This is a genomic window from Pseudomonas sp. IT-P4 (genome assembly GCF_949767755.1).
GTDB lineage: Bacteria > Pseudomonadota > Gammaproteobacteria > Pseudomonadales > Pseudomonadaceae > Aquipseudomonas > Aquipseudomonas monachiensis.
In genome coordinates, this window is record NZ_CATKPX010000026.1 from 1 (window position 1) to 16,645 (window position 16,645).

At 58.5% G+C, this 16,645-nt stretch carries 18 protein-coding genes; 9 read left to right on the forward strand and 9 right to left on the reverse strand.

What is annotated here, in order from left to right; all coding sequences use genetic code 11:
• Positions 1-145 precede the first annotated feature (145 nt).
• The gene (gene tyrS, locus ACM6IT_RS10375) at positions 146-1,345 is read right to left on the reverse strand and encodes a tyrosine--tRNA ligase (protein WP_056726670.1); all 1,200 of its coding nucleotides are present in this window, start codon (positions 1,343-1,345) and stop codon (positions 146-148) included.
• A 211-nt stretch (positions 1,346-1,556) separates the two neighbouring features.
• Between tyrS and ACM6IT_RS10380 the strand changes: the two genes are divergently transcribed.
• Positions 1,557-2,993 carry a peptidoglycan DD-metalloendopeptidase family protein gene (locus ACM6IT_RS10380; RefSeq protein ID WP_056726669.1) on the forward strand — a complete coding sequence of 479 codons (1,437 nt, stop codon included), beginning with the start codon at positions 1,557-1,559 and terminating at the stop codon, positions 2,991-2,993.
• 3 nt (positions 2,994-2,996) lie between these two features.
• On the forward strand, positions 2,997-4,088 hold the full coding sequence (locus ACM6IT_RS10385) for an anhydro-N-acetylmuramic acid kinase (RefSeq protein WP_414913376.1): 1,092 nt from the start codon (positions 2,997-2,999) through the stop codon (positions 4,086-4,088).
• Between the two features lie 68 nt (positions 4,089-4,156).
• Here ACM6IT_RS10385 and erpA read toward each other — a convergent pair whose 3' ends face one another.
• On the reverse strand, positions 4,157-4,507 hold the full coding sequence (gene erpA, locus ACM6IT_RS10390) for an iron-sulfur cluster insertion protein ErpA (RefSeq protein ID WP_007906865.1): 351 nt from the start codon (positions 4,505-4,507) through the stop codon (positions 4,157-4,159).
• Positions 4,508-4,673: 166 nt separating this feature from the next.
• Entirely contained in the window at positions 4,674-5,708 is a 1,035-nt protein-coding gene (argC, locus tag ACM6IT_RS10395) for an N-acetyl-gamma-glutamyl-phosphate reductase (protein ID WP_007980174.1), read from the reverse strand.
• 295 nt (positions 5,709-6,003) lie between these two features.
• Between argC and hemJ the strand changes: the two genes are divergently transcribed.
• The 6 genes from hemJ to coq7 all read left to right on the forward strand — a co-directional run bounded on the left by hemJ (position 6,004) and on the right by coq7 (position 10,559).
• Positions 6,004-6,432, forward strand: a complete 429-nt coding sequence (hemJ, locus tag ACM6IT_RS10400) for a protoporphyrinogen oxidase HemJ (protein ID WP_056726667.1) — start codon at positions 6,004-6,006, stop codon at positions 6,430-6,432.
• 33 nt (positions 6,433-6,465) lie between these two features.
• Positions 6,466-7,434: an NAD(P)H-dependent flavin oxidoreductase gene (locus ACM6IT_RS10405; protein ID WP_056726666.1), complete on the forward strand. Its 969-nt coding sequence runs from the start codon at positions 6,466-6,468 to the stop codon at positions 7,432-7,434.
• A 93-nt stretch (positions 7,435-7,527) separates the two neighbouring features.
• A complete protein-coding gene (locus ACM6IT_RS10410) occupies positions 7,528-8,493 on the forward strand; it encodes a DUF805 domain-containing protein (RefSeq protein WP_414917932.1) in 966 nt (321 codons plus the stop codon).
• A 61-nt stretch (positions 8,494-8,554) separates the two neighbouring features.
• The gene (locus ACM6IT_RS10415; protein WP_056726664.1) at positions 8,555-9,343 is read left to right on the forward strand and encodes an SDR family NAD(P)-dependent oxidoreductase; all 789 of its coding nucleotides are present in this window, start codon (positions 8,555-8,557) and stop codon (positions 9,341-9,343) included.
• Between the two features lie 80 nt (positions 9,344-9,423).
• Positions 9,424-9,762 carry a histidine triad nucleotide-binding protein gene (locus ACM6IT_RS10420; protein WP_056726663.1) on the forward strand — a complete coding sequence of 113 codons (339 nt, stop codon included), beginning with the start codon at positions 9,424-9,426 and terminating at the stop codon, positions 9,760-9,762.
• Positions 9,763-9,911: 149 nt separating this feature from the next.
• Positions 9,912-10,559 (forward strand): 2-polyprenyl-3-methyl-6-methoxy-1,4-benzoquinone monooxygenase, encoded by a 648-nt coding sequence (coq7, locus tag ACM6IT_RS10425; protein WP_056726662.1) that lies wholly within the window; start codon positions 9,912-9,914, stop codon positions 10,557-10,559.
• An 81-nt stretch (positions 10,560-10,640) separates the two neighbouring features.
• Here coq7 and speD read toward each other — a convergent pair whose 3' ends face one another.
• Both speD and ACM6IT_RS10435 read right to left on the reverse strand, forming a co-directional pair.
• On the reverse strand, positions 10,641-11,432 hold the full coding sequence (gene speD, locus ACM6IT_RS10430) for an adenosylmethionine decarboxylase (RefSeq protein ID WP_007986012.1): 792 nt from the start codon (positions 11,430-11,432) through the stop codon (positions 10,641-10,643).
• Between the two features lie 240 nt (positions 11,433-11,672).
• The gene (locus tag ACM6IT_RS10435) at positions 11,673-12,095 is read right to left on the reverse strand and encodes an OsmC family protein (protein ID WP_007941657.1); all 423 of its coding nucleotides are present in this window, start codon (positions 12,093-12,095) and stop codon (positions 11,673-11,675) included.
• Positions 12,096-12,323: 228 nt separating this feature from the next.
• Here ACM6IT_RS10435 and crp point away from each other — a divergent pair, with 228 nt between their 5' ends.
• Positions 12,324-12,968, forward strand: a complete 645-nt coding sequence (gene crp, locus ACM6IT_RS10440; protein ID WP_056726661.1) for a cAMP-activated global transcriptional regulator CRP — start codon at positions 12,324-12,326, stop codon at positions 12,966-12,968.
• A 10-nt stretch (positions 12,969-12,978) separates the two neighbouring features.
• On the opposite strand, the gene ACM6IT_RS10445 is transcribed toward crp, so the two are convergent.
• The 4 genes from ACM6IT_RS10445 to ACM6IT_RS10460 all read right to left on the reverse strand — a co-directional run bounded on the left by ACM6IT_RS10445 (position 12,979) and on the right by ACM6IT_RS10460 (position 16,265).
• Positions 12,979-13,680 carry a biotin/lipoate A/B protein ligase family protein gene (locus ACM6IT_RS10445; RefSeq protein ID WP_414917933.1) on the reverse strand — a complete coding sequence of 234 codons (702 nt, stop codon included), beginning with the start codon at positions 13,678-13,680 and terminating at the stop codon, positions 12,979-12,981.
• A 99-nt stretch (positions 13,681-13,779) separates the two neighbouring features.
• Entirely contained in the window at positions 13,780-14,616 is an 837-nt protein-coding gene (trpC, locus tag ACM6IT_RS10450; RefSeq protein WP_414917934.1) for an indole-3-glycerol phosphate synthase TrpC, read from the reverse strand.
• Entirely contained in the window at positions 14,613-15,662 is a 1,050-nt protein-coding gene (gene trpD, locus ACM6IT_RS10455) for an anthranilate phosphoribosyltransferase (protein WP_056726658.1), read from the reverse strand. The genes trpC and trpD overlap by 4 nt, the downstream gene beginning before the upstream one ends.
• Before the next feature lie 9 nt (positions 15,663-15,671).
• Positions 15,672-16,265, reverse strand: a complete 594-nt coding sequence (locus tag ACM6IT_RS10460; protein WP_007906885.1) for an aminodeoxychorismate/anthranilate synthase component II — start codon at positions 16,263-16,265, stop codon at positions 15,672-15,674.
• Between the last annotated feature and the right edge of the window lie 380 nt (positions 16,266-16,645).

The following is a 16,645-nucleotide window of genomic DNA, read 5'->3' on the forward strand; positions in this document are numbered from 1 at the left end:
TCCTTTCGGCTTCGATGAACTGAAGCAGCCTGCTGTCGAAAACTGCGTAACTCTTTGTTTATCAAGGAGTTTTCCGTTTCGACTGCGCCGGAAGTGGGGCGAATTATAGACTTCTAAAACTCGCCGTCAACCCCCTATTTCAGCTTTATTCGGATTTGAGCGTAATACGCGCAAATGCCTTCTTGCCTGCCTGACAAACATGGGTCGCGCCCAGTGCATATATAAAGGTGCGATCGACAACCTCGCCATCTATACGTACACCACCAGAACCAAGCAGATCTCGAGCCACAGCCGAGTTCTTGACCAGCCCCGCCTTATTAAGGACGGCAGCGATCGGCATATCCTCGGCAGCAGTCAATTCGATTTCCGGCAAATCATCCGGCAGCTCGCCATCCTTCATGCGGTTACCGGCGGCACGGTGGGCATTGGCCGCAGCCTCCTCACCATGGAAGCGCGCAACGATCTCTTCAGCCAGCTTGATCTTGATGTCGCGCGGGTTGGCACCCGCCTCCACATCAGCGCGGAACGCATTGATCTCATCCATGGAGCGGAAGCTGAGCAACTCGAAGTAGCGCCACATCAGCGCATCCGGAATGGAGACCAGCTTGCCGTACATCACTCCCGGCGCTTCCTGGATACCGACGTAGTTGCCCAGGGACTTGGACATCTTCTTCACGCCATCCAGACCTTCAAGCAGCGGCATGGTCAAAATGCACTGGGCTTCCTGACCATAACCACGCTGCAGCTCACGCCCCATCAGCAAGTTGAACTTCTGATCGGTGCCGCCGAGCTCCACGTCCGCACGCAGAGCTACCGAGTCGTACCCCTGAACCAGCGGATAAAGGAACTCATGGATGGCGATTGGCTGATTGGTTGTGTAGCGCTTGTCGAAGTCATCGCGCTCGAGCATGCGAGCCACGGTGTACTGCGAAGTCAGGCGAATGAAGTCGGCCGGCCCCATCTGATCCATCCAGGTGGAGTTGAATGCCACTTCGGTTTTTGCCGGATCGAGAATCTTGAACACTTGAGTCTTGTAGGTCTCGGCATTCTCTAGGACCTGCTCGCGAGTGAGCGGCGGGCGCGTGGCACTCTTGCCACTCGGATCGCCGATCATCCCGGTGAAGTCACCAATCAGGAAGATCACCTGATGCCCCAGATCCTGGAACTGGCGCAGCTTATTAATAAGCACGGTGTGACCCAGGTGCAGGTCCGGAGCCGTTGGATCGAAGCCCGCCTTAATACGTAGCGGCTGGCCACGCTTGAGCTTTTCAATCAGCTCGGACTCGACCAACAGTTCTTCCGCACCACGTTTGATCAGCGCTAGCTGCTCTTCAACCGACTTCATAACAGACCCGCAAGGCTCAGATTCAAAGGGAACCAACCATACAAGATCGCGCGTCAAATACAAGGTTTGCCCGGCGCACGGAAGCCAATCCATAGACAGAACGTCTGCGGACTTGCTTCAGAGATGATTTGGTTATATTTTATACAGTTATTTCATCTTCATCATGTCATTCATCTTTTCCAATTCATCTTTTTCAAAGTCAAAACCACTTATGACCACAGAATCGTCTAAAGCGCCGCCGCTTTACCCGAAGACCCACTTGCTTGCCGCAAGTGGCATCGCCGCCCTTCTCAGTCTGGCGCTCCTGGTATTCCCTTCCAGCGATGTCGAAGCCAAAAAGACAACCCTGAGTCTTGAACTGGAAAGCCCTGCTGAACAACTGACACAAGATCAAGACGCTGCTGACGCCGTTCAAGCCACAAATGAACCAGCAACCTCCCCCTTCGCGCAGATCGACAACAGCGCCGAAGACACTCAGGAAACCGCTCAGGCCGAACCTGCACCTGCACCTGCACCTGCGCCAGTCGTCGAAGAAAAGAAGCCGGCAAGCCACAGGGAAGTGATCGTCACCAAGGGTGACACCCTCTCTACACTGTTCGAGAAGGTCGGCCTCCCGGCCACTTCAGTGCATGACGTGCTGGCCAGCGACAAGCAGGCCAAGCAGTTCAGCCAGCTCAAGCACGGGCAAAAACTCGAGTTCGAACTGAGCCCTGACGGCCAGTTGACCAACCTGCACAGCAAGCTCAACGACCTCGAAAGCATCAGCCTGACCAAGAACGACAAGGGCTACACCTTCAACCGCATTACCGCGAAACCGACCGTGCGCTCTGCCTATGTACACGGCGTGATCAACAGCTCGCTGTCGCAGTCCGCAGCCCGGGCCGGCCTGTCTCACAGCCTGACCATGGACATGGCCAGTGTGTTTGGCTACGACGTGGACTTCGCCCAGGATATTCGCCAGGGCGACGAGTTCGACGTGATCTACGAACAAAAAGTCGTCAACGGCAAGGCCGTCGGCACTGGCCCGATCCTGTCGGCGCGCTTCACCAACCGCGGCAAGACCTACACCGCCGTGCGCTACACCAACAAACAAGGCAACAGCAGCTACTACACCGCTGACGGTAACAGCATGCGCAAGGCGTTCATCCGCACACCGGTGGACTTCGCCCGCATCAGCTCGAAATTTTCCATGGGCCGCAAACACCCGATCCTGAACAAGATCCGCGCCCACAAAGGCGTTGACTACGCAGCACCGCGCGGTACCCCGATCAAAGCTGCCGGTGATGGCAAGGTCCTGCTGGCCGGCCGCCGTGGTGGCTACGGCAATACCGTGGTCCTCCAGCACGGCAACACCTACACCACGCTCTACGGCCACATGCAAGGCTTCGCCAAAGGCGTGAAGACTGGCGGCACGGTGAAACAGGGCCAGGTGATTGGCTATATCGGCACCACCGGTCTCTCCACCGGGCCACACCTGCACTACGAGTTCCAGGTCAACGGTGTACACGTCGATCCGCTGGGCCAGAAACTGCCAATGGCCGATCCGATTGCCAAGGCTGAACGCGCACGCTTCCTCGCCCAAAGCCAGCCACTGATGGCGCGCATGGAACAGGAAAAAGCCACTCTGCTGGCTTCGAGCAAGCGCTAGGCCATGGCGCTCTATATAGGTGTGATGTCCGGTACCAGCCTTGATGGCCTGGATATCGCACTGATCGAGCAAGCCCCGGCGATCAGACTGATCGCCTCCCACTACATCCCGATGCCCGACTCCCTGCGCGCCGAGCTGCTCGGTTTGTGCGCCAGCGGCCCGGACGAAATCGCTCGCTCCGCCATCGCCCAGCAGAACTGGGTGAAACTGGCAGCCCAAGGGATTCATGCCGTACTCGCCCAACAGCAACTGAAGCCTGACGACATTCGTGCGATTGGCAGTCATGGCCAGACCATCCGCCATGAACCGGCACGCGGCTTCACTGTGCAGATCGGCAACCCGGCCCTGCTGACCGAGCTGACCGGTATCACCGTGGTCAGCGACTTTCGCAGCCGCGATGTCGCTGCCGGCGGACAAGGCGCACCACTGGTTCCCGCTTTTCACGAAGCCTTGTTTGAAGAGCAGACCGGCAATCGCGCAGTGCTGAACGTTGGCGGCTTCAGCAACCTCAGCCTTATCGAGCCCGGCAAGCCGGTCGCCGGTTTCGACTGTGGCCCGGGCAATGTGCTGCTGGATGCCTGGATTCACCAACAACGCGGCGACCACTTTGACCGTGACGGCCAATGGGCTGCCAGCGGCAAGGTAGAACCGGTGCTATTGAATGCCCTGCTCAGCGATCCGTTCTTTTTGACCAAAGGCCCGAAGAGTACCGGCCGGGAAGTGTTCAACCTGCCATGGCTGACACGGCATCTGGCACAACTGCCAGCCTTCGCCACCGAAGATGTTCAGGCGACGCTGCTTGAGCTGACCGCGCTGACCATCATCGAATCACTGCAAAGCGCCCAGCAAGACACGCAAGAACTGCTGGTCTGCGGCGGAGGCGCTCACAACACCACTTTGATGACGCGCCTGGCCAGCCTGCTGCCAAACGCCAGCGTCAGCAGCACCGCCACTTACGGCGTGGACCCCGACTGGGTCGAAGCCATGGCCTTCGCATGGCTGGCTCATTGCTGTCTCGAAGGCATCGCAGCCAACCGTCCGAGCGTCACCGGTGCCCGCGGCTTGCGCGTACTGGGTGCCATCTATCCCGCATAAATCCTCCACACAGCAAAACGCCGCAAGGCCCTGAGGCCGTGCGGCGTTCTGTGAAACTGGTGCGCTGATCAGATCGAGAACGAAGAACCGCAGCCACAGGTGGTGGTCGCATTCGGGTTCTTGATGACGAAACGCGAACCTTCCAGACCTTCCTGGTAGTCCACCTCGGCACCTGCCAGGTACTGGAAACTCATCGGATCGACAACCAGACTCACACCTTCGCGCTCGACGATGGTGTCGTCATCGGCCACTTCTTCATCGAAGGTGAAGCCGTACTGAAAACCTGAACAACCGCCGCCCGTAACGAATACGCGCAGCTTCAAGCGATCATTCCCCTCTTCATCGACCAGGCTCTTCACCTTGTGCGCGGCACCGTGGGTGAATTGCAAAGCCGTGGGGGTGAAGGATTCGACGCTCATGCTGACTATCTCCCGGCGTTACGCCGTCATATTGCGTGATGACGCGCATTATCCGCTTCTCCTAGAAAAGCGGTCAACTATTGTTATGGTATATCAACCAATCCAATCGCCGGCCCGGAATGCAAAAAGGCCCGTCTGACGGGCCTTTTGCTGTACGCCATAAAGCTTATGGCAGCATGCCGGCGTGGGACAGGCCCAGACGCTCATCCAGCCCGAACAGAATGTTCATGTTCTGCACCGCCTGACCCGAAGCGCCTTTGACCAGGTTGTCGATCACCGACAGCACAACCACCAGATCGCCATCCTGCGGGCGATGCACCGCGATACGGCAGACGTTGGCACCCCGTACGCTACGAGTCTCCGGATGGCTGCCGGCCGGCATCACATCGACGAACGGTTCGTTGGCATAACGCTTTTCAAACAACGCCTGCAGGTCCACCGAGCGATCAACAACGGTTGCGTAGAGCGTGGAGTGAATGCCACGAATCATCGGGGTCAGGTGCGGAACGAAGGTCAGGCCGACGTCCTTGCCTGCTGCGCGACGCAGCCCCTGGCGAATCTCCGGCAGGTGGCGGTGACCCTTGACCGCATAAGCCTTCATGCTTTCCGACGTTTCGGAGTACAGCGAGCCTACGGAAGCACCACGACCGGCACCGCTGACGCCGGACTTGCAGTCAGCAATCAGATGCGCGGCATCGGCCAGACCGGCTTCGAGCAATGGCAGGAAACCCAATTGCGTTGCAGTCGGGTAGCAGCCCGGCACGGCAATCAGGCGCGCCTTCTTGATCTGCTCGCGATTGACTTCCGGCAAGCCGTAGACCGCCTCGTCCAGCAACTCCGGTGCACCGTGCGGCTGGCCGTACCACTTGGCCCATTCATCCGCGTCTTGCAGACGGAAGTCGGCCGACAGGTCGATGACCTTGGTCCCGGCCGCCAGCAGTTCACCCGCCAAGGCATGGGCAACACCGTGCGGCGTGGCGAAGAACACCACATCGCAGGCACCCAGGGTCTTGATGTCCGGAACGCTGAACGCCAGGCCGTCGTAATGGCCTCGCAGGTTCGGGTACATGTCGGCCACGGCCAGGCCAGCCTCGGATCGGGAAGTGATGACAACCACCTCAGCTTGCGGATGTTGCGCCAACAGACGCAGCAGTTCGACACCGGTGTAACCCGTGCCGCCGACGATACCGACCTTGACCATAAACCTGCCCTCAACGAACCCACTGGAAAGCCGTCGATAATAGGGGCCGCGCGCCCCTGCGACAACCGTCAAGGTGACGTGCGGACGCTCACGAGTCCCGTCTCGGGCATACGTTCAAGTTTTGGCGAGTGGATTTTGTTGCCAGACAAGGCGCCGCGACGAGTCATAGCCCGCTATGGCGAGGAGCGGCAACGCAGTATGGCGACAAAAGACACCGTCAAAATTGAACAGTTATGTCCGAGACAGGACTCTTTCTCTACTATTCGGGTTACCGTGAATTGGGGAATAACTAAAAATGCTCTATCTGTGGCTCAAAGCGTTTCATATCGTCAGCGTCGTGTGCTGGTTTGCCGGCCTGTTCTACCTGCCACGGCTGTTCGTTTATCACGCACAAAGTGAAGACACGATCAGCAAGGAACGCTTCAGCATCATGGAGCGCAAGCTGTACCGGGGCATCATGGGCCCGGCGATGATCGCCACGCTGATTTTCGGCGGCTGGCTCATCTACCTCAACCCAGGCATCTTCAGCCAGGGTGGCTGGATACACGCCAAACTGACCCTGGTCGTATTGCTGATCGGCTACCACCACATGTGCGGCGCCCAGGTAAAACGTTTTGCCCGTGGCGAGAACACCCGCAGCCATGTCTTTTATCGCTGGTTCAATGAAGTGCCGGTTCTGATATTGCTGGCTATCGTAATTCTGGTCGTCGTTCGGCCGTTCTAAATCCACCAGGCACAACTTACCGGGGTACTTCCAATGTCGCTGCCCGCTCTGCTCGAAGAACGTTTGCGTCTGCCCGTGGTGGCGGCGCCGATGTTCCTGATTTCCAATCCGCAATTGGTACTCGCCTGCTGTCGCCAGGGCGTGGTCGGCAGCTTCCCGGCGCTGAACCAGCGCGAAAGCAGCGGTTTCAAAGCCTGGCTGGAAGAAATCGAAGCCGGGCTGGCGACAATGGAAAACCCCGCGCCTTATGCCGTGAACCTGATCGTCCATAACAGCAATCCTCGTTTACAGGCGGATCTTGAGATCTGCGTCGAACACAAAGTGCCGATCGTGATCACCAGTCTCGGTGCCGTGAAAGAACTGGTCGACGCGGTGCACAGCTACGGCGGCCTGGTGTTCCATGATGTGACAACTCGTCGTCATGCCGAGAAAGCGGCCGAAGCCGGCGTGGATGGCTTGATCGCCGTGGCTGCCGGCGCCGGTGGACACGCCGGGACCTGGAGCCCGTTCTCGCTGATTGCCGAAATCCGCCAGTTCTTCGACAAGACCTTGTTGCTGGCCGGTTGCTTGAACCACGGCCACGAAATTCTTGCCGCTCAATTGCTCGGCGCGGATTTGGCCTACTTTGGCACACGATTTATCGGCACGACCGAAAGTCACGCGCCTGACGCCTACAAAGAAATGCTGCTGACATCCAAAGCGGCAGACATCATCCATACTCCAGCCGTGTCAGGTGTACCCGCGAGTTTCATGCGCCAGAGCCTGGAGGCCGCCGGTTTTGACATGGCCGCCTTGCAAGGCAAGGGCGAGATCAACTTCGGTTCCAAGCTCAAACCCGTGAGCGATGAGGCCAAGGCCTGGAAGACCGTTTGGTCTGCAGGCCAGGGTGTGGGAGAAATCGAAGACTTGCCGAGTGTCGAGCAGTTGATTGCACGTCTCGACGCGGAGTACCGCCAGGCCCTGGAGCATGCCGCTCAGTTGCCAAAACGCTGGCCGCGCTGACAGCAAATCTTGGCCAGTCTTGCCCGGCTGGCCCTACACTCACCCGGGCACAAGCTTCTTCTTTCAACCTCTCGCGACAAGGATGCCTCGCACATGGGCGAAAATCGTTTCAAGATCGTATTCGAAGGCGCCTTGCTACCCGGTGTCGACATCACCACGGCAAAGCTCAATCTCGCCGACTTGTTCAAAAGCGATGTCACAGCCATCGAGCGCTTGTTCGCCGGGCGTCCGGTAGCGCTCAAACGCAACCTGTCGCAAGCCGACGCCAATACCTATCTCCAGGCGCTGAGCAAAACCGGTATCGACGCCCGCATCGAAGCCGAAACGCCGATCGAACTGAACCTCGCCGACGTGCATGAGCATGCTCCGGCCAACAGCCAGGAGCCATTGGCAGACCCGCAATCCCCTTACGCGCCGCCTCGCGCGCCCGTCGGCGAAGCCGTGGCGGAATTCGCTACGCTCAAGCCATTCAGTTTCGATGGCCGTATCGGCCGCTTGCGTTACCTCGCCTGGACGCTGGTGCTGTCAACTGTGCTCTTGGCCGTTTGCGGGGTGTTTGCCTTGGTCGCCCTGGCTCTCATCGGCGCGGATTCGACCGGCGGCCTGATATTGGGCAGCTTGCTGGCCTTGATCCTGTTCGTCGGCTTTATATTCGTCAGCATCCAGATCACTGTTCAGCGCTTGCACGATGTCGGTTGGTCCGGCTGGTTGTGGCTGCTGAACCTGGTGCCGTTCGTTGGCAGTTTCTTTCCGTTCGTGATCATGGTTGTGCCGGGCAACGACACCGCGAACCGCTACGGCCCGCCGCCTCCGCCGAACAGTACTGCGGTCAAGGTATTGTCTTCGCTGTGGCTGGTGGTTATCGCGCTGGTTCTGTTCGGCTCGCTGGCCGGTGGTCTCACGGCGATACGGGAAGAATACAAAAGCGCCGCCCAGAGCAGCTACGAAAGCAGTTCGGTCACCACCGATGAAATCGAAGTCGAGGTCGAACCGGTGCCAAATTCCACCGACGATGCAGCCGAAGAGGCCCAGCCCCCTGTAGACTCTGCGAAAGAATGAACAGCGCTCCTGGCCCGTGACACCTGCGTCGCGGCGCGGAGCTGTTGCGATGGAGAACTGCATGACCCGTTACGCTCTGATCACTGGCGCCTCCAGCGGCATCGGCCTGGCAATGGCCGAAGCGCTGGCCCGGCGTGGCCGCAGCCTGATTCTGGTGGCCCGACAACGTGATCAGCTGGAAAGTATTGCGATTGAACTGACCCAGAGGTTCGGCGTGGAGGTGTTGTTCCGTGCCTGTGACCTGGGCGAACCGCTGCGCCTGTCCGGGTTCCTGCTGGAGCTGGAAGAAGGCGATCGGCAGATCGATCTGTTGGTCAATTGTGCCGGTATCGGTACATGCGGCCCGTTTCTGGCCCAGGACTGGATGACCGAGCAAGACCTGATCGAAGTGAACATCCTCGCCCTCACCCGCCTGTGCCATGCCATCGGCAACAGCATGGCCCTGCAAGGCGGCGGACAGATTCTGAATGTGGCCTCGGTGGCGGCGTTTCAACCCGGGCCGTGGATGAGCACCTATTACGCCAGCAAGGCGTATGTGCTGCACTTTTCCGAAGGATTGCGCGTCGAGCTGAAAAAATGTGCGATCAAGGTTTCGGTGCTCTGCCCCGGGCCGACCCGAACGGCATTTTTCCGTACCGCGCAACTCGACAGCGAAAAACTGACCAACAGCAAACTGCTGATGAGCCCTGAGGAAGTGGCGCTCTACACCGTGCGCGCACTGGAAAAGAACAAGGCGATCATCATTCCCGGGCGGCGCAACCGCTGGTTCGCCTTCCTGCCGCGACTCGGCTCGCGGTGGCTGACTCGCACAATCGCCGGCATGATCAACAAGGCCTACTGCCCGCGCTGATCCAACCCAAGGTAAAAGGCTGGGCGCTGGCATACACCATGAGTACACTCAGGCCAGCCAAAACAACGGAGAAAACAGCTGTGGATACTCTGTTCACCAAGATCATCAACCGGGAAATCCCGGCGAAGATCATTTACGAGGACGACCAGGTACTGGCCTTCCACGACATTGCCCCACAGGCGCCAGTACATTTCCTGGTGATCCCGAAAAAACCGGTTCGCACCTTGAACGACCTGACCGAGGACGACAAGACATTGGCCGGGCACATACTGTTCACCGCCCAGCGCCTGGCACTGGAACTGGGCTGCGAAAAAGGTTTCCGCGTCGTCATGAACTGCAATGAAGAAGGCGGGCAAACCGTCTACCACATTCATATGCACGTGCTGGGTCAGCGCCAGATGCACTGGCCGCCGGGCTGATTGCGCCAAATCCTGTGGAAGCGGTGCACTGCCGCCTCCACACAAGGCATCACAACAATGTCACAGCACCTGCATCACAATGACCCAGCGCAAACCTTCCCCGGCCGATTGGGTTAAACTGGCCGCCGAAATTCCCCCCGGAGGTCAGCATGACTACCCAACGTCACTACTCGCCGATTGACCGCCTGCTGCTGCAAGCCGATGCCGCGATGCGCACCTTGCTGCCCTTCAGCGGCCAGCCGTACCGTCCGTCGCCTGCCATCGTGCAGCCGGATGCGAAAATGAGCGACGAAGATACGCGCCACGTTGCCGGCCTGATGCGCATCAACCATACCGGCGAAGTCTGCGCCCAGGCGCTGTACCAGGGGCAGGCGCTGACCGCCAGGCTGCCGCAAGTGCGCGCTGCGATGGAGCATGCCGCCGAAGAAGAAATCGACCACCTGGTCTGGTGCGAACAACGCATCCATCAACTGGGTAGCCACACCAGCATCCTCAATCCGCTGTTCTATGGCATGTCGTTCGGGATTGGCGCAGTGGCCGGCCTGATCAGCGACAAAGTCAGCCTCGGTTTTGTTGCGGCAACGGAAGACCAGGTGTGCAAACACCTGAACGAGCATCTGGAACAATTGCCGGCCGAGGACGAAAAATCCCGGGCAATTCTTCAGCAGATGCGCATCGATGAAGAACAGCACGCCGAAAGCGCGCTGGAGGCTGGCGGCTTCCGCTTTCCGGCACCGGTGAAGTTCGGGATGAGTCTGATGGCCAAGGTGATGACAAAGAGTACTTATCGGATCTGACTCCGTTTTTTTGTAGGAGCCAGCGCCAAAATAAAAAAAGGCGACTGCCGTGAGGGAGTCGCCTTTTTGTGTTCGAAAATCTTACGCCATATTGCGCGCGTAGAAGATTTCGAGCATTTCGTGTTTCACCCGTTCGGTCACCTGGGCGCGTTGCTCAGAGGACAGGTTGCTGGTGGCGTCGCCGAACAGGTAGTTATCCAGTTCGAAGTTCTTCAGCAGCATCTTGGTGTGGAACAGGTTTTCCTGGTACACGTTCACGTCGGTCATCTGGTACGCGTCGTAAGTGTCGTCGGAGAGGTAGTTCTGGATCGAATTGATCTCGTGGTCGATGAAGTGCTTTTTGCCTTCAACGTCACGGGTGAAGCCGCGCACTCGGTAATCCACGGTCACAATGTCCGAATCGAACTGGTGAATCAGGAAGTTGAGCGCTTTAAGCGGTGAAATGACCCCGCAAGTCGACACGTCGATGTCCACACGGAAGGTTGCAATACCGCTGACCGGATGGATTTCCGGGTAGGTGTGCACCGTGATGTGGCTCTTGTCGAGGTGGGCCAGAATGATTTCGGGCAGCGGGCCCGGGGACTCTTCGATCTGACTGTCGGTCGGGGTTACCGGCTCCTCCGAGATCAGGATCGTGACGCTGGCGCCCTGCGGCTCATAGTCCTGACTGGCAATGTTCAGGATGTTGGCACCAATGATATCGACAACTTCCGTGAGGATCTGCGTCAGGCGTTTCGCGTTGTACTCTTTATTGATGTACTCGACGTAAGCCTGCTGGTCTTGCGGGGTTTCCGCGTAGCAGATGTCATAGATGTTGAAGCTCAAGGTCTTTGTCAGGTTATTGAACCCGTGGAGCTTGAGTTTGCTTTTCACCGTTAAAAACTCTCTATGTGTTTGCGGCCCGGCCGCGTGATCAAGCATGCCCGTCAGATGCGAACAACGCACCTGCGTAGGACGGTTAACACCTCTTCGCGATGGCGATTTTGGTTGTCTGTTTCGGGTTTGAGGCCTGTCGGCTGACGGGCCACTACCCTGAAAAAAGTGGCGCATTATGCAGACGTCAGCTTGTGTTCGCCAGAGTCTGCACTGCTTTTATGATAGTTGAATGTCGATTCAGCCGAGCTCGATGATCTCGTAGTCGTGGGTAATTGCCACGCCAGCCGCGCCGAGCATGATCGAGGCCGAGCAATACTTCTCGGCAGACAGTTCGATGGCACGTTTGACCTGGGCTTCTTTCAGCCCGCGGCCCTTGACCACAAAGTGCATGTGGATCTTGGTGAACACCTTTGGATCTTCGGTCGCACGCTCGGCTTCGAGGAAGGCTTCACAGCTTTCCACTGCCTGGCGGGACTTCTTGAGGATGCTGACCACATCGAAATTGCTGCAACCGCCAACACCCAGCAGCAGCATTTCCATCGGCCGGACACCCAGGTTACGTCCGCCGGCATCGGGCGGACCGTCCATGACCACGACATGACCGCTACCGGATTCGCCGAGGAACATGGCTTCGCCAGCCCATTGGATGCGTGCCTTCATCGCCAAGACTCCACTGTATAAAAAAGGGTCGCCAGCTTAGCACAGGCCCCGTGATTGACAGCGCCCGGCGTCCTGGGACATATCCCACTGCCTTGTAGGTAAATGCTCGAATATTGCAGGAAGTGTCTGTTAAGCTGACGCCAATTCTATGGCGCATAGCCAGCCTTACTCCAGCGTTCACTATTTATAAAAACCAAACATACCGTGCAGTTTTTTCGGGATACAACCATGGTTGCTATTGCCCCCAACTCCAAGATCAAGAACCTCGACAAGCTGTTGATGCATTGCCAGCGCCGCCGTTATCAGGCCAAGAGCAACATCATTTGTGCCGGCGACCGCTCGGAAACGCTGTTCTTCATCATCAAAGGCTCAGTCACCATCCTGATCGAAGATGATGACGGCCGGGAAATGATCATTTCCTACCTGAATGCCGGGGACTTTTTCGGCGAGCTGGGTCTGTTTGAGCAAGCCGGCCTGGAGCAGGAGCGCAGCGCCTGGGTGCGGGCCAAGGTTGAATGCGATGTCGCGGAAATCAGCTACGCGAAATTCCGCGAATTGTCCCTGCAGGACCCGGACATTCTTTACGTCCTTAGCGGACAAATCGCACAGCGCCTGCGCAACACCACGCGCAAGGTCGGTGACCTGGCATTCTTTGATGTAACCGGTCGAGTCGCCCGCTGCCTGCTGGAGCTGTGCAAACAGCCAGACGCCATGACGCACCCCGATGGCATGCAAATCAAGGTAACCCGTCAGGAAATCGGTCGAATTGTCGGTTGTTCACGGGAGATGGTCGGTCGCGTGCTCAAGGATCTGGAGGAACGCAACCTGGTGGACGTCAAAGGCAAGACCATGGTGGTCTTCGGTACGCGATAAGCTCGAAAACCTAGCCGCTGAACATCTGCACGAGCATCAACCGGTAGAGTTCGTCGAGGCGTGCCAGTGCATTGGGTGCCGTGAACTTCTCATGCAGCGCGATGTGGCTTTCGGCGCGCACTCGTTGCTCCAGACCGCAAGCCTCGTTGAAACGATTGACCGCGGCGACCATAGACTCTCGCTCGCTATCGATCAGCATCGCTCCGTGCACCAGTCCTACCGGACGCTGCCCACCCAGGCTCTGACGCCAGCGCTGGGCGGTGCCAACCATCTTGCGACCATCGAGGTTGACGTTGAAGCGACCATCACAGAACGCCCCCTCGATTTCGCCAAGGGACGACGTGCCGCCCAACTCATCCAGCAGCTGACAAATGGGATCGCACAAACGGTGGTAACCGGTTTCGATGCGATTCAGATCCCCTTCGCTGCGCGGCGGTGCGTAAACCAGCGCGATGTTGATCGTTGAGGCCGATTGCGGCACCGGCTCGCCACCGGTTTCACGCAACAGTACTGGCCAACCGGCCACCGCCGACACTTCACATGCAGCCTCGAAACCCGGCAAGCGGCTCAAACGGCGTGGCATGACCAGCGCCCGATCGCTCGGCTGCCAGAACAGCAGGCCGAACTCCGCGTCGCCGGAACAGACCGATGCCAGCAAGTCCTGTTCGGCTTGCAGGCCGGCTTCGATGGTGAGGGAGGTTGGCAGCGACATGGGAGGCTCCGACAGACCAGAGGTCTTCAGGGGATTTGCGGGCCTCTTCGCGGGCAAGCCCGCTCCCACAGTGGAAGCGGATTGCCTGTGAAGATGTATTCAGTCGAGGGTCGAGCCGCTGACGGGAATACCGCGCTCAGGGAAGAACAGACGCTGCAACTCGGTACCCGGGCTTTCGGCGCGCATGAACGCCTCGCCGACCAGGAATGCGTAGACGTCGCTGATTTCCATCAGTTCGACATCGGCGCGATTGAGAATGCCACTCTCGGTGATGACCAGACGATCTCGCGGAATACGCGGCAACAGGTCGAGGGTGGTTTCCAGGCTGACATCGAAGGTGTGCAGGTTGCGGTTGTTCACGCCAACCAGCGGAGTATCGAGGGTTTTCAACGCTCGCTCCAGCTCATCGCCGTCATGGACTTCCACCAGCACATCGAGGTTGACGCTTTTGGCCACGGCTGCCAGTTCAGCCATTTTCACGTCATCCAGCGCGGAGACGATCAACAGCACGCAGTCGGCACCCAAGGCCCGGGCTTCGACGATCTGGTATGGATCGATCATGAAGTCCTTGCGGATCACCGGCAGCTGGCACGCCGCACGGGCCTGCTGCAGGTACGCATCCGCGCCCTGGAAGTAGTCGATGTCGGTGAGTACCGACAGGCAGGTCGCGCCGCCCTTCTCATAGCTTCTGGCGATGTCGGCGGGAATAAAGTTCTCGCGGATCACGCCCTTGCTCGGCGAGGCTTTCTTGATTTCGGCAATGACTGCCGGCTGCTTCAGCTTGGCCTGAGCCAGCAAGGCCCTGGCAAAACCACGGGGCGCATCGGCCGCCTTGGCCAGGTTTTCCAGCTCGCAGAGGCTGACGCGAGCGCTACGCTCGGCGACTTCCTCGACCTTGCGCGCCAGAATCTTTTCCAGAACCGTCGGTACACTCATCCCTCATTCTCCACTCTGAATACCGCGGTAAACGCACCCAGCTCCTCGAGCTTTTCCCGAGCGAGGCCGGTGTGCAGCGCATCGTGCGCAAGTGCAACTCCCTCTTTCAAACTGCTGGCATGATCGGCGGCGTACAGCGCGGCACCGGCATTGAGCATGATCATCTCGGCCGCTTTCTGACCGTTCTCGGTCTTGCGCTTGCCCAGGGCATCGCGAATCAGCTCAAGTGAAGCCGCCGGGCTTTCCACCGCCAGGCCATGCAGACTCTGGCTCTTCATGCCCAGGTCTTCCGGCTCGACCCAATACTCGGTGATCTGGTCGTTTTTCAGCTCTGCCACGAAGGTCGGTGCTGCCAGGCTGAACTCGTCCAGGCCATCCTTCGAATGCACTACCAGCACATGCTTGCTGCCCAGACGCTGCAACACTTCCGCCAGCGGCCGGCACAAGGCCTGGGTGAATACGCCTACCACCTGATGCTTCACGCCGGCCGGATTCGTAAGCGGGCCGAGCATGTTGAACAAGGTCCGCAGACCCAGTTCGCGGCGCGGGCTTGCAGCGTATTTCATCGCAGAGTGATGGGTCTGGGCAAACATGAAACCAATACCAACGTTGTCAATGCAGCGCGCCACTTGCACGGGTGTCAGGTTCAGGTAGATACCGGCCGCCTCCAGCAGATCGGCACTGCCGCTCTTGCCCGAGACTGCACGGTTGCCGTGCTTGGCCACGGTGCAGCCAGCAGCGGAAACCACGAACGCAGCAGCGGTCGACACGTTGAAGATATTGGCGCCGTCGCCGCCGGTGCCCACTACATCGACCACACCGTCGAGGGTCTTGAGTTCGACCTTGTCCGCCAGTTCACGCATCACCGACACGGCACCGACGATTTCGTCGATGCTTTCGCTCTTCATGCGCATGGCCATCATGAACGCGCCAATCTGTGCGTCCGAGCATTGCCCGGTCATGATTTCGCGCATCACATCGCGCATTTCATCGGTGCTGAGGTCAAGGTGATCGACGATACGGCTCAGGGCTGTCTTGATGTTCATGAAAAGTCCTTAGCGCGTGCCGCCGGTTTGTTTGAGGAAGTTGGCGAACAGTTCATGGCCCTGTTCGGTGAGGATCGACTCAGGGTGGAACTGCACGCCTTCGATGTTCAGAGTCTTGTGACGCAGGCCCATGATCTCGTCGACCGAGCCGTCTTCGAGCTGAGTCCAGGCGGTCAGCTCCAGGCAATCTGGCAGGGTTTCGCGCTTGACGATCAAAGAATGATAGCGGGTCACCGTCAGCGGACGATTCAGGCCTTCGAATACACCCTTGTCCTCGTGAAATACCGGGCTAGTCTTACCGTGCATCACTTGACGGGCGCGCACCACATCACCGCCAAAGGCTTGGCCGATGGACTGGTGGCCGAGGCAGACGCCAAGAATCGGCAGTTTGCCGGCGAAATGCTTGATCGCTTCAATCGAGATGCCGGCTTCGGTCGGGGTGCAAGGACCGGGGGACACAACGATGCGCTCAGGGTTGAGGGCTTCGATTTCAGCGATGGTCAGTTCATCGTTGCGCACGACCTTGACCTGGGAGCCGAGCTCGCCCAGGTACTGCACAACGTTGTAGGTAAAGGAGTCGTAGTTATCGATCATCAGCAACATGGCGTATAGAACCTCTTGAACTCACTGACTTTAAAGATGGCCTTCGAATGTTTTACCCGCAGGGCGCTGCGCTTTGTCAGGTGCCGACGTAGCGCCAGCAAAGCGGCATTTCAAACAGGTAAAGAAGGCAAAGCGGTACAGGTCCGGCGAAGCCGGCAAAAGAATTCAGGCGCGCCAACGCCAGCGGGCGTGTGCCTTGATGACTTGATCCAGGAGTTTACTGATGATCAACACGGGGAAGGTCTCGTTCGTACGTCCCGGCACAGTAACTTAGCTGGGCAGAGCGCGCAATATCGCCGGAGGCACTGCCCGCGAATCTATCAAAGGCTTCGCGACAGATGGCAAAAGGCCGAAAGTTTTTGGTACTGTCGTTTTGTTCA

Bases quoted from the DNA above. Each gene is read 5' to 3' on its own strand.
- tyrS (WP_056726670.1), bottom strand. From the start codon at position 1,345: ATGAAGTCGGTTGAAGAGCAGCTAGCGCTGATCAAACGTGGTGCGGAA.
- ACM6IT_RS10380 (WP_056726669.1), top strand. From the start codon at position 1,557: ATGACCACAGAATCGTCTAAAGCGCCGCCGCTTTACCCGAAGACCCAC.
- ACM6IT_RS10385 (WP_414913376.1), top strand. From the start codon at position 2,997: ATGGCGCTCTATATAGGTGTGATGTCCGGTACCAGCCTTGATGGCCTG.
- erpA (WP_007906865.1), bottom strand. From the start codon at position 4,507: ATGAGCGTCGAATCCTTCACCCCCACGGCTTTGCAATTCACCCACGGT.
- argC (WP_007980174.1), bottom strand. From the start codon at position 5,708: ATGGTCAAGGTCGGTATCGTCGGCGGCACGGGTTACACCGGTGTCGAA.
- hemJ (WP_056726667.1), top strand. From the start codon at position 6,004: ATGCTCTATCTGTGGCTCAAAGCGTTTCATATCGTCAGCGTCGTGTGC.
- ACM6IT_RS10405 (WP_056726666.1), top strand. From the start codon at position 6,466: ATGTCGCTGCCCGCTCTGCTCGAAGAACGTTTGCGTCTGCCCGTGGTG.
- ACM6IT_RS10410 (WP_414917932.1), top strand. From the start codon at position 7,528: ATGGGCGAAAATCGTTTCAAGATCGTATTCGAAGGCGCCTTGCTACCC.
- ACM6IT_RS10415 (WP_056726664.1), top strand. From the start codon at position 8,555: ATGACCCGTTACGCTCTGATCACTGGCGCCTCCAGCGGCATCGGCCTG.
- coq7 (WP_056726662.1), top strand. From the start codon at position 9,912: ATGACTACCCAACGTCACTACTCGCCGATTGACCGCCTGCTGCTGCAA.
- ACM6IT_RS10435 (WP_007941657.1), bottom strand. From the start codon at position 12,095: ATGAAGGCACGCATCCAATGGGCTGGCGAAGCCATGTTCCTCGGCGAA.
- crp (WP_056726661.1), top strand. From the start codon at position 12,324: ATGGTTGCTATTGCCCCCAACTCCAAGATCAAGAACCTCGACAAGCTG.
- ACM6IT_RS10445 (WP_414917933.1), bottom strand. From the start codon at position 13,680: ATGTCGCTGCCAACCTCCCTCACCATCGAAGCCGGCCTGCAAGCCGAA.
- trpC (WP_414917934.1), bottom strand. From the start codon at position 14,616: ATGAGTGTACCGACGGTTCTGGAAAAGATTCTGGCGCGCAAGGTCGAG.
- trpD (WP_056726658.1), bottom strand. From the start codon at position 15,662: ATGAACATCAAGACAGCCCTGAGCCGTATCGTCGATCACCTTGACCTC.
- ACM6IT_RS10460 (WP_007906885.1), bottom strand. From the start codon at position 16,265: ATGTTGCTGATGATCGATAACTACGACTCCTTTACCTACAACGTTGTG.